This is a genomic window from Leptospira wolffii serovar Khorat str. Khorat-H2 (genome assembly GCF_000306115.2).
Classification (GTDB): Bacteria; Spirochaetota; Leptospiria; order Leptospirales; family Leptospiraceae; genus Leptospira_B; species Leptospira_B wolffii.
On record NZ_AKWX02000004.1, the window covers coordinates 670,210 to 681,539 of the forward strand.

General features: G+C 45.3%; 10 protein-coding genes. 3 read left to right on the top strand and 7 right to left on the bottom strand.

Annotation, left to right across the window (positions count from 1 at the left end):
- Positions 1–5: 5 nt before the first annotated feature.
- The 5 genes from carB to LEP1GSC061_RS03100 form a co-directional block, all read right to left on the bottom strand.
- A complete protein-coding gene (carB, locus tag LEP1GSC061_RS03080; protein WP_016543526.1) occupies positions 6–3,314 on the bottom strand; it encodes a carbamoyl-phosphate synthase large subunit in 3,309 nt (1,102 codons plus the stop codon).
- A 125-nt stretch (positions 3,315–3,439) separates the two neighbouring features.
- Positions 3,440–5,716: a sulfatase-like hydrolase/transferase gene (locus LEP1GSC061_RS03085; protein ID WP_016543844.1), complete on the bottom strand. Its 2,277-nt coding sequence runs from the start codon at positions 5,714–5,716 to the stop codon at positions 3,440–3,442.
- Positions 5,697–6,281: an RsmD family RNA methyltransferase gene (locus tag LEP1GSC061_RS03090; RefSeq protein WP_016544119.1), complete on the bottom strand. Its 585-nt coding sequence runs from the start codon at positions 6,279–6,281 to the stop codon at positions 5,697–5,699. Before LEP1GSC061_RS03090 ends, LEP1GSC061_RS03085 begins: the two co-directional genes overlap by 20 nt.
- Positions 6,278–6,826, bottom strand: a complete 549-nt coding sequence (locus tag LEP1GSC061_RS03095; RefSeq protein WP_016543971.1) for a hypothetical protein — start codon at positions 6,824–6,826, stop codon at positions 6,278–6,280. Before LEP1GSC061_RS03095 ends, LEP1GSC061_RS03090 begins: the two co-directional genes overlap by 4 nt.
- A gap of 23 nt (positions 6,827–6,849) precedes the next feature.
- Complete coding sequence (locus LEP1GSC061_RS03100; RefSeq protein ID WP_016543514.1) at positions 6,850–7,041, bottom strand: hypothetical protein; 192 nt, start codon at positions 7,039–7,041, stop codon at positions 6,850–6,852.
- A 104-nt stretch (positions 7,042–7,145) separates the two neighbouring features.
- On the opposite strand from LEP1GSC061_RS03100, the gene LEP1GSC061_RS03105 reads away from it, so the two are divergent.
- Positions 7,146–8,138 (top strand): hypothetical protein, encoded by a 993-nt coding sequence (locus LEP1GSC061_RS03105; RefSeq protein ID WP_016543397.1) that lies wholly within the window; start codon positions 7,146–7,148, stop codon positions 8,136–8,138.
- A 4-nt stretch (positions 8,139–8,142) separates the two neighbouring features.
- Positions 8,143–8,502, top strand: coding sequence for an LIC12806 family lipoprotein (locus LEP1GSC061_RS03110; RefSeq protein ID WP_016543649.1), 360 nt, complete (start codon positions 8,143–8,145; stop codon positions 8,500–8,502).
- 5 nt (positions 8,503–8,507) lie between these two features.
- On the opposite strand, the gene LEP1GSC061_RS03115 is transcribed toward LEP1GSC061_RS03110, so the two are convergent.
- Positions 8,508–9,266 carry a HipA family kinase gene (locus LEP1GSC061_RS03115; RefSeq protein ID WP_016543516.1) on the bottom strand — a complete coding sequence of 253 codons (759 nt, stop codon included), beginning with the start codon at positions 9,264–9,266 and terminating at the stop codon, positions 8,508–8,510.
- 308 nt (positions 9,267–9,574) lie between these two features.
- On the opposite strand from LEP1GSC061_RS03115, the gene LEP1GSC061_RS03120 reads away from it, so the two are divergent.
- Positions 9,575–10,627 carry an IS481 family transposase gene (locus LEP1GSC061_RS03120; protein WP_016543982.1) on the top strand — a complete coding sequence of 351 codons (1,053 nt, stop codon included), beginning with the start codon at positions 9,575–9,577 and terminating at the stop codon, positions 10,625–10,627.
- Positions 10,628–10,869: 242 nt separating this feature from the next.
- Here LEP1GSC061_RS03120 and LEP1GSC061_RS03125 read toward each other — a convergent pair whose 3' ends face one another.
- Positions 10,870–11,319 carry a hypothetical protein gene (locus tag LEP1GSC061_RS03125; protein WP_040507686.1) on the bottom strand — a complete coding sequence of 150 codons (450 nt, stop codon included), beginning with the start codon at positions 11,317–11,319 and terminating at the stop codon, positions 10,870–10,872.
- Between the last annotated feature and the right edge of the window lie 11 nt (positions 11,320–11,330).

Sequence of the window (11,330 nt, forward strand, 5' to 3'; positions counted from 1 at the left end):
ATCGACTATTTGGAATGGATTTCCTGGAGAGAACGGATCGTGAATCCTTTGTCCGTCATCTCCATCATTCCCTTGATTAGTGCCTTCGCGGCATTCGCCGTGGTCAAACAAGGAATCTTATATCGAATGGCTGCTTGGCGGATCGCAAAGCTATCGTCTCGGGTCACTCTACTCAAAGGAGTGTTGAGAATGAGATGGATCTTATTCTCCCGGATATAATCCAATGCGGTAGGAAATTGATTATCGTATACCTTATTGATCTTAGAGGATAGGATTCCGTTCTCGGACAGGAACTTATGAGTTCCTTCGGTAGCGATCAGATTGAATCCGAGTCCCGACAGGTCCTTGATGTATTTTAGGAGTTCCTTCTTATCTTTGTCGTTCACCGATACGAATACGGTTCCTTGGGAAGGCAATTCTTCTCCCGCCATGTACTGGGACTTAAGAAAGGCCTCACCTGCGGTGTCCGCAATCCCCATCACCTCTCCAGTGGATCTCATTTCGGGCCCGAGTATGGTATCCACTCCCGGGAACTTATTAAAAGGTAACACGGCCTCCTTCACGTTCACTGTGGAGAAGGACATCTCCTTAGGTAAAGGAAGGCTTTTTAGAGGTTCTCCCATCATGATACGCGTCGCATATTTCACGATAGGATGTCCGAGCGCCTTGGAAACGAACGGAACGGTTCTGGAGGCTCTCGGGTTTACTTCGATTACGTAAAGGATCTCGTCCTTAACCGCATATTGTATATTGATAAGTCCCTTGACTTGCAACTCCAAGGCAAGAGCTTGGGTAGCGGACCGAATCTCGTCCAAAACTTTTTTGGATAAGGACTGGGGAGGTAGCATACAAGCGGAATCTCCGGAATGGATCCCTGCTTCTTCGATATGCTCCATGATTCCGGCTATGAATACGTCTTTTCCATCGGAGAGAGCGTCCACATCCACTTCTATCGCATCTTCCAAAAAGGAATCGATAAGCAGAGGTCTGTCTTCCGAGATTTCCTCCGCCTTCTCCATGTATTTATCCAGCTCCTTCTCTTCGCTGATGATGAGCATGGCCCTTCCTCCCAGAACATAACTGGGGCGAACTAGAACCGGATAGGTGATGAAAGCCGCGATCTTACGGGCTTCCTCCATGGAGGTCGCAATTCCGTTCTTAGGAGAAAGCAATTTCAGTTTTTCTAATACTTCTGAGAATCGTTTTCTATCCTCAGCACGGTCTATGGAGTCGGGACTCGTCCCTAAAATGGGGACTCCCCTGCTTTCCAAATCCTTGGCAAGCTTCAAAGGGGTTTGGCCTCCGAACTGTATGATGACACCGTTGGGTTTTTCCTTTCGATAGATCTGGATCACATCCTCCAGAGTCAAGGGCTCGAAATAGAGACGATCCGAGGTATCGTAGTCCGTGGAAACAGTCTCCGGATTGGAATTGACCATGATGGATTCCACTCCCAGATCCTGGAGAGCGAAGGACGCGTGGCAGCAACAATAATCGAATTCTATCCCTTGTCCGATCCGATTCGGACCTCCGCCTAAGATGATAACGGATTTAGTTTGAGTGACATTGGTCTCGTCCTCCTCGTCATAGGAAGAGTAGAAATAAGGAGTATAGGCCTCGAATTCACCGGCGCAAGTGTCGATCCTTTTGTAGACAGGTTCAATCTTGGAAGTCTTCAGACTCTCTTCGATAGCCAATTCTTCCCTTTTTAGGATGGATCCGATCTCCGCTTTCTTCTTGTCGGGAGTATGAGAAGAGGACAGAATCTTTTCGACTTCGGATTTTCGGGAGAGGAAGGCCAATTGTCGGTTTGCAAAACCGGCCTTTTTCATCTTGCCGAGTATCACGTTCCCTTTTTCGGAATATTCTTTTTCGAGCTTTTGAATATCTTCAAATTGATACAGGAACCAAGGATCTATTTTGGATAACTCGTGGATCCTTTCGATCGTATAACCTTCTTCTAACGCTTTTTTAACGTAGAAGATTCTCTTGTCGTTGGGTCTGCGTAGGAATGCATCGATTTTTTCCTTTCTCTGAGGAGAGGATAAGGAATGAAACTCCACGAGTTCCGCGAAGTTTCCGTCCGAACCGAAACCGAAGCGATCGATTTCCAAGGAACGCATCGCTTTTTGGAAACTTTCCTTGAAAGTTCTCCCGATGGCCATGGCCTCTCCGACCGCTTTCATCTGGACCCCGAGAGTATCATCAGCTCCGGGAAATTTCTCGAAAGCGAATCTGGGGATCTTGGTCACTACGTAATCTATGGAAGGCTCGAAGGAAGCCGGAGTGACACGGGTTATATCGTTTTTAATTTCGTCCAACGTGTACCCGATGGAGAGAAGAGCCGCAATCTTGGCGATAGGAAACCCGGTCGCCTTGGAAGCAAGAGCGGAAGAACGGGATACTCTCGGATTCATCTCGATTACGATCACGTCTCCGTTCGCGGGATTTACCGCGAATTGGATATTGGATCCGCCGGTCTCCACTCCGATCTCGCGGATGATCTTAATGGACATGTCCCTAAGATTCTGGTATTCCTTATCCGAGAGAGTCTGCTGGGGAGCGACGGTGATGGAATCGCCGGTATGGACTCCCATCGGATCTATATTCTCGATGGAACAGATGATGACTACGTTATCCGCAAGGTCTCTCATGACCTCGAGTTCGAATTCTTTCCAGCCCAGAACGGATTCTTCCAGGAGAACCTGGCTGATAGGAGACGCCTTGAGCCCCTTGCCTACCACCTCGTCGAAGGTTTCCTCGTCGTAAGCGATACCTCCTCCGGTCCCGCCCAGAGTGAATGCGGGTCTGACGATCAGAGGAAGTCCGATCTTGGACTTGATTTCGGCGGCTTCTTTTAGGTTATTCGCGAGTCCGGAACGAGGAACGCTAACCCCGATTTTTTCCATGGCCCGTTTGAATAATTCCCGATCCTCGGCCTTCTTGATGGCGTCCACTTTTGCGCCGATCAATTCTACATTATACTTTTCTAATAATCCGGCGTTATGACAGGCCATCGCCAAATTCAAGGCGGTCTGGCCTCCGACTGTGGGAAGAATTGCGTCCGGTTTTTCCTTTTCCAGGATCTTTTGGACTACTGAGACCGTTAGGGGTTCCACATACGTGGCCTCCGCAAGGTCCGGATCCGTCATGATCGTGGCAGGATTGGAATTGAGAAGAATGACCCGAATTCCTTTTTCTCGGAGAGCTTTTGCGGCTTGGGTGCCGGAATAATCGAATTCGCAGGCTTGGCCGATGACGATCGGCCCGGATCCCAAGATAAGAACGGATCGGATATCTTCCCTTTTCGGCATACGAATTCCAGGATTTTTAATCTAGCCTGTACTTCAAGCCTTTCCAGGCGAAGATGTAGGAACTCTACAGGGGAGGAGGCCTTTTTTTTCGGGAATCGACTCGGAGAGGAATCCCTCCCTCCGGTTCAATCCTCGGCTTTAGGAACGAAATATTCTCCGGCTTTTTTCCAATATCCTGATCCGAGTAGAATTCTATCCAGCTCCGATCTTAAGTCCGAACAAATCGCGACCGGTAGAGGATTCGTATTCCAGGGGTCCCTCTTACGGTCGTAACAGAAATATCGAACTCCGTCGGGAGAAGGAACGTAAATCAACTTACGGGCTCCGTTCTGGACCATTCTATGTTTGGAAAATAAGACCGTTTCCTTAGCATAAGGATCCGAAACGGTCACGCTATTTCCGTCCTCCGGATCGATTGTATGCAATTCCAAGATATTCGGATAACGAATCCGATGCTTCTGGAAGAAATGATCCCCTCTATCCGAAAACCAGATCCCTGTCTCCGAATAAACCATCCTATCCTGCTTCCAGAATTCCTCGGAACCTAGAGAGCTTAGATCCCGCCCCGGTCCTTTAGGGCGGGACTCCGGGTCCGTTTCCAGGATGGAAAGAATTGTAGGAAGAATGTCCAGATGACTCGTGATTCCCCGGAAGTTCCCCCTTCTCGCCTTGGGAGAGGAATTCGGATACTTGATGAGAAGCGGGACCTTGGTCACACCCTCTCCTCTCAAATGTTCTCCATGCCCGTGACTATGGTCCTCTTCGAAGAGGGATTCTCCGTGGTCGGATGTGAGAATAATGAGAGTCTCTTCGTAGAGCCCCCGATCCTTCAGATTTTGTAGGATCTTTCCCACGGAAGAGTCGAAGGCCTTTAGAGAGGAGCGATATACCTCGCGGATCTGCTCCTGCTCCTTCTCGTCCGGACGCTCCGAATTGCTCGGATCCACGAAACGGAAATATTTAGAAAAACCGTAATAATTCGGATCGGTCCCCTGCTTATAAAACGGATACGGCGGACTGTAAGGAAAATGAGTTACGGAGGAGAAGAATACGCTGAAAAAAGGAATATTCTTCTTTTTGAATCTAGAAAACAAATCCGGAAGAATCCTGGAATCGTCGCCCAATGTAGGAAGAGATCTAACGGAGGATTGATATTCCCCTCCTCCGAAAAAAGAACCCGTGAGAACTGGAAGAAAAAACACCTGAGACTCTATCGTCCTCTGTTGTGTTAAAGTCTCCGCGTTGAAATTCGGAGCGTAAACTTCCCGAAATCCCCAGTTCGCCCTGGGAAAAATATCTCCCGCAAAAGAGGATACCACCGAAGTGGAATGGGTATGATCCAAGATCGCGGGAAGGGTCGCGAAAGAAGAACCCAAAAGCGATCTATCCTTTCTATCCGGAAACATATCCTGGATTCCATGTTCGAAGGAATATCTACCGCTTAGAAGATCCGCCCAGGCAGGAAAGGTTCTAGGAATCGTGGTATGGTGGTCCCAAAAGACCATAGATTCCTTAGCGAGAGAATCTATGTTCGGGGTTAGATCCTCTTCTCCCCTCACGAAACCGAGCTGGTCCTGACGGATGCTATCCGCAGATAGAATTAAGACATTTATCTTTTTGGAAGACTTAGCGATCGGAAACGCAAAATCCCTCTCCACACTTTTTTTGATTCCGAAAGAAGATAGAAAAGAAAGGCCTAAACCTATAACTAAAATCGAAATTACTACCAGATCGTTTTTTGAATCGCGAAAGGAAAAATTACGGGAGTAAAAAAAACAGGCAGTCAAGACCCCCCAGGCGGATCCCAACCTGTGAAAAAAATAAAACAGAATTATAAAAATGAAATATCTAACTAGGAGCTCATATTGTCGATTCTTCCAAAATAGGAGAAAGGCCTTAAGAATCAGAACGGAAAGAAAAATCGCCAAGACCGCTCGGGAGAGCCAAGGAGATAGATGATCCGTTATAAAATAAAGAAGGTCCAAGGCCCAGGAATGCCTATAATAGAAAAATTCACCGTATACTTGCGGATATTCCGCGACCGAATGGACGAATAAAAGAATCAAAACGAAGAATAGAATAAAATAAATCTTTTTCGGAGAAAGATTCTCCCCCTTTCTCCAGTTATGATATTCCGACCCTAAGGAGACCAGGAGTACACCCAGAAAAAAAGCATAAGAAGAAGCTAAAATACCTGTGACATCCCGCAGCAAGAGCGGAAGTAGCCCGTAAAAAAGAGAAACGAATTCGCTGATATCCACTCCCATTACATGGAGAGAGGTATTCGTCAATAGGCAGATTAAAGAAAGAGAAAGCACGAAAATCCCGGTGTGAATCCAGGGATTTCCGGAGAGAAAGGAATGAGCGAAATTCTTTTTAAAATCAGACCAGAATGCGAACATTCAGAGTGTTCCTACCGAAAGAACGAGGAGAATATTCTTCCCAATCCAGAGCAGAGGGAGCCTGAACGATGATTGCCGCGACTCCGGGCTCGTTCTCCGCGATGTCATCCACCATAGCCTTGATTTTGGCGGCTTTCTTTTCCCAGAAAGAATAAGGAGGATCCAAAAAGAAAACCTTATTGGCTTCGGGAATATCGAAGCCTTTATGAAAACGAAATGCGTCCTTACGGAGAAGAAGATAAGGTTTCCCTAATTTTTGCAAAACGGACTGGAGGCCTTCGTATCTATCCCAAGCCAATTCCAAAAAAACGGCTCGAGCGAATCCGCGGCTTAAAGATTCGATTCCGATCTGCCCCGATCCGGCAAACAGATCTATAAATGCCGAATTTCCCAAATCCAGCCGGCCCTGCAGTTGTAGGGATTCCAGGATATCGAATAAAGATTTCTTAATAATTCCGGGAGTGAAATTGCTCTTTCCTTCGCCGGTAATTACGGAAGGGATCGCCCTCCCCTTTAATTCTCCGGTTTGAATCCTAAGGCCTTTTCCTTTCTTTACAGGTTTCATTTCCCCTCTTTTACGCGATCCAAACTCATCTCCAGGATTCGGATCCGTTTGCCTAATTTGGAATCCCGGGGAACCGATTTCACGTACTCCAAAATTTCCCGGGAAGAATTGTAATCCTGGGAAGAATATAGAATGCAGGCGTAAGTGTAAACACCTTCCCCGTACCGGATGGACGATTCTCCCTTATCCAAGAAAATCTTTCCCCAACGAGAACCCGCTTCGTAAGCCTCCAGCACAAGCGCCCTTTCCAAAAACAGATATACTGAATTGTAGAAGATGGCGGGCTGGGACTTGGTGCGGGAATAGATACTAGTCAGAGTCTTATCTATCTCTTCCAAATTGGACTCCGAAGCCACATACAAGAGTAGAATCTTATAATCCACTTCTCCCGATCGAAGCTCCTGGCGGGAAGCCCGAACCAGAGTGTTATAATTTCCTTTTTTATAATATTCGTATACTTCTTCGAAGTCCACTCCGTACGAGGACCTCGATACGAAAAAAAGAATGAAAAGAAACGCAAGGACGGATTTAGACCTCTCCCGCAAATCGGGGAGATACCGTCGGAAGATTAGAGTTCGATTACGTTGGAAGAACCGCACATGGAGCAAATATGACCTTCCGGACCGTCGAAGGAGTTTTCGAAGTCACCTTCCCAACGATGATCGCAATCTTCGCAGACGAAGGTGACGGCCTCTTCGTCTAAGAAATCCTCGTCGCCTTCTGTTTCGTAATCCTCGTCAAAATCATAATTATAAGGCATATGAACACGGAATCCAAGGGCCGGTTGGGAGTCAAGCGGGAGAAGGCATCGGATCCTAAAAAATAAGTGAAAGACTTTGGCTTTCGGGAAAATCTGTCAGATACATGCTCTACCAGGCTCACCACAGAAGTTATAGAAAAAAAGCGAATTATAAGCCTTTGATATTTTTCCTATTGGCCTTAGCCTTGGGAGGAATCGCGTTCTTCTTCCGCCAGGATATCAAAAATCTATTTGCAGGAGATAGAAGGCTTCTACTCGAAAAAGAGAGAAAGATCCTACAAGACGGACTCGTAAAAGGAGAGCCCAGAGAGGGAGAAATCAAGGAGTTCCGATCTGTGGCCAAGGATTTCCTATCCTCCAATCCTAAAGAAGGAATTTCCTATCACTACTCCGCACTTTCTGGATATTACGAATTTCTGTTATTGGGCTTCCGTTTCGATTCGGTCACTCTTTCCAAAATCGCTTACACCGGATTCGAAGAATTTTTAGAGCAGGACGCATCCTATGTATCCGTCGTGGAGGAATCCTATCGACAAGCTTTAAGGGCCCAGGCAGTGGATCCCGAATTTGCCGAGTCCACCGACAACCGTTATCTGATCGCCTTCGGAGAGGCGATTCGCCAAAAGCTAAGCCGCTCCGCATTGAACAAACTACTCGTGTCCATAGATCCCGAAAAACTAAACCCGGAATTGAAAGCGGGATATGCCTGGACCTGTCTTGTAGGAAGTGCGCTTTCCGGAAACACCGAGTTTTTAAGAAAGATTCTGTCCCAAACGGAAATCTCGGGCTCCTTACTGCTTTCCGCAAGAGAATCGGACTTCTTACTCGCGCTTTCCGAATTCAGGGCGGGGCAATACGTCTCTTCCCTGGCTTTTTTACGAAGAGTGAAGAATACGAACGAAGATTTTCTGACCGGAAGCTCTCGGATCCTGGAAGCGAAGATCTTTTTTTACCAAAACTTATCTCCTAAAGCGATAGCCCTATTGGAAGAATACTATCCGAATTCGGGAGACCGAAAAGAGGAACTTTTGCAATTAGCAAGGGAGATTATCGCCAAAAATCCCACGTTAAAAACCAAGCTCCCAATTGAGGAATAAAGACATGAAGAAGTTTTCCTTATTTGTAATATTACTGCTCGTAAAATGCGGAATGAAACCTGTTCCGCCTCCTGCGGGAAAATTCTGCGAGCCGATGATTAAGGAAACCCAATGTATCACTTTGGATTTTCGAAACGCAAAGGCGATATTAGGGGATAAGGAAATTCCGCTTAAATCCACCAGTATTCTGAACTACACTTACCAAGTGGACGGAATCTATTACGAGTTAGAGGTATTGAACGAAAACCGTGTTCACATACAGGGGACCAACGGTTTCAACAAGACCCTACTTAAACTAAAAGACAAAGAGGAAAAAAGAAGAGAATACGCAAGACTTTGGCAGGCGATCAAGGATTTGTTTTAGGGATCTCAGAATCCGCTTATGACAAAACCTTTGATCCTTTTCCAGAGATAGGCGGCGAACATTTCCTTCTTTCTGGAAATTTCGTCGTAAGAGAGGCGATAACCTTTTCCTTGCAAAAACTCGTCGGGAACTCCCCAGGTCACTATTTCCAAATCAGAGAAAGTCAATTTCTCCGCATTTAATATATGCACTTCCCGTAAACGATTTACATAATCGTAAAATAGATGGTCTTTAGCCCGGAGCCAAGGCCGAGTCGGAGCATATTCCGTTAATCCGGAAAGATTGTATTGGAAAGGAAAAGCGGCTCCGTGATCTATCAACCAATAGTTCCTTTCCCGGACGATGATATTCGGATTAGTTCGAGTTCTATCCGGATTCTCGATCAACCAATCGAACCATAGGACCTTCGAGGATTCCCAATCATCCATTAGAAATTCCGGATCTTCTAAAATGGATTTTGCATAGGGTATATACTCGAAGCCCAGATTTATTCCTATACTATTCCGCAAAAGTCGGACAAGTTCTGGATCCTCGTCCTCCGAAATCAGATCCGGCCCCAGCTCGAGTAAAATTCTTCTCGGGGTAGGCAATTCCAGACGATCCGCTAGATCTCCGGCGATGACTTCGGAAACCAAGACTCCCTGCCCTTGCCCGGTTCCGGAAAGTTTCAGGATATATTTACCTGCGGTAGTCTCGACAAGAAGAGGCCAGGAACTTCCTATTTTCTTGGAGGATAGAATCTTTTGGACCGAGTAGGTTTCCATGAGGGAGTTCCTACAGGCTGCTGAGCCCGCCAGGAATGTCACCAGAAAAAGCTCCCTCAGTGAGTCCGCAAACGTTATCGACGAATTTATGGCTTATCGCCTTCTCCGGGAGCTTAAAAGGCGGAGTGCCAAGAAATGATCCCCCTTTTCCGGATATACGGTAGTGGAAAGCCCCTATCGCATTTATCGATCCGACTTTTTGTGCTGAGCTAGTATTCGCCTTACAGTCATCTAAAAACCGGTGGCCACAGCTTCTTCTGAAAGAAAAATGATTTTAACAACAAAATTATTCACATCAGGAAAAACCGATGACCACCAATACCAATGCAACAGTAAAAGCGACTAGAAGAAAGCTAAATTCATTAGAGCTTGCGAATGAATTAGAGAATGTAAGTAAGGCCTGTAAGATCATGGGATATTCCCGTCAGCAGTTTTACGAAATCCGAAGAAACTTCCAAACTTACGGAGCAGAAGGACTCTTAGATAGAATACCTGGAGCAATCGGCCCACATCCGAATCGAGTCAGCGAGGAGATAGAGAAAGAGGTCTTAGAGTATTCATTACATCACCCCACTCATGGATGCCTGAAGGTTGCTCAACAACTCAGTCTTAAAGGAGTTAAAGTAAGTTCAGGTGGAGTCAGAGGTGTTTGGACAAGAAATAAACTGGTAACCAAACACCAAAGGCTTTTAAGGCTCGAAGAACATAACAAAGATAAGATCATCCCTCTCAGCGAAAATCAAATCCGACTCCTTGAAAAATTCGATCCAGAATACAGAGAAAGGCACATACAGGCTGATTCTACAGGAGAATTAGTATCTATAGACACTTTCATGGTTGGATCCTTAAAAGGTGTAGGAAGAGTCTATCTGCAAACCGTAATCGATTATCATAGCAGATTCGCATGGGGAAGACTATTCAATAACAAGATCCCAGTTACCGCCGTACAAACTCTTAACAACGATGTTCATCCTTTCTTCGAAGAACATAACGTTAAAGTCCAGACAATCCTTACCGATAATGGTCGTGAGTATTGTGGAAGAGAGGATCAACATCCATTCGAATTATTTCTTCAATTAGAAGACATAGAACATCGAACCACTAAAGTTCGGAGACCTCAAAGCAACGGATACGTTGAACGTCTTCACAGAACTTTACTCGATGAGCATTTCAGGATCGCAGGCAGAACAAAATTCTACGAGTCAATTGAAGAAATGCAGATCGATTTGGAAATCTTCTTTGATGAACACAATTACAAGCGAGCCCATCAAGGTAGAAACATGAATGGAAGAACTCCATTTCAAGTCTTCGTCGAAGGGATTAAGACAAAAGAATTGGAGGTCGACCAACCAGAAAATTAGAACGAGCGTTCAGGAGAAGTGTAAGGTGAATACTAGCTCTGTACAGATCTTTCTTGTCAGGATTTACCACAATACAAGTTACCTGTGCTTGATTAGCCGCTTACAAAATATTAATAATCTTGATTTAAAGAAAAATTAGCACAGAAACAAATTAAATATGTTACTTATATCTTCACTAGGCCAGTGGCTTATTATGATATACAGTTATCCCAAACAACATTAAAGCTTCTAATTACGTGCATCTACAATTCATGACCTTCACTTTTAAGCCTTTCTAACACGTCCGTGATTGATTCCTCTATTCCTAGCATTTGTTTGATTTTTATCTTTAAAAATGCAAATATACCATATCTAGGACGTTTAATTTCATATACTTGATTATTCACCCACAGCTCGTTTGTACGTGACTTCCACCAAAATCTATCCTGTAAATCTAAGCGAAAAACTGACCCATTACTAAACCTTAAACGTAAATAATAAACGGGAGTATTATTTTTAGCTAAAACACGCTCCCTATCGGTTAAAACGAACTCGACCTTAACGATGCTTGTCCCGTAGAGAATTCCTTCGACTTCCCGTTCGACTTCTTGTAGACTATTTTTGCCAACCGAATCTAAGTCCGTTAATCCAAAAATCGGCTTCTGCACGGGAAGCCACCCGATGATCTGCTCATCCTTTTTCTTAAAAAACATTGGCTATGCTG

What these genes read in the sequence shown, in the direction of transcription:
- carB (WP_016543526.1), bottom strand. Translation starts at nt 3,314, where the DNA reads ATGCCGAAAAGGGAAGATATCCGATCCGTTCTTATCTTGGGATCCGGG.
- LEP1GSC061_RS03085 (WP_016543844.1), bottom strand. Translation starts at nt 5,716, where the DNA reads ATGTTCGCATTCTGGTCTGATTTTAAAAAGAATTTCGCTCATTCCTTT.
- LEP1GSC061_RS03090 (WP_016544119.1), bottom strand. Translation starts at nt 6,281, where the DNA reads ATGAAACCTGTAAAGAAAGGAAAAGGCCTTAGGATTCAAACCGGAGAA.
- LEP1GSC061_RS03100 (WP_016543514.1), bottom strand. Translation starts at nt 7,041, where the DNA reads ATGCCTTATAATTATGATTTTGACGAGGATTACGAAACAGAAGGCGAC.
- LEP1GSC061_RS03105 (WP_016543397.1), top strand. Translation starts at nt 7,146, where the DNA reads ATGCTCTACCAGGCTCACCACAGAAGTTATAGAAAAAAAGCGAATTAT.
- LEP1GSC061_RS03110 (WP_016543649.1), top strand. Translation starts at nt 8,143, where the DNA reads ATGAAGAAGTTTTCCTTATTTGTAATATTACTGCTCGTAAAATGCGGA.
- LEP1GSC061_RS03115 (WP_016543516.1), bottom strand. Translation starts at nt 9,266, where the DNA reads ATGGAAACCTACTCGGTCCAAAAGATTCTATCCTCCAAGAAAATAGGA.
- LEP1GSC061_RS03120 (WP_016543982.1), top strand. Translation starts at nt 9,575, where the DNA reads ATGACCACCAATACCAATGCAACAGTAAAAGCGACTAGAAGAAAGCTA.
- LEP1GSC061_RS03125 (WP_040507686.1), bottom strand. Translation starts at nt 11,319, where the DNA reads ATGTTTTTTAAGAAAAAGGATGAGCAGATCATCGGGTGGCTTCCCGTG.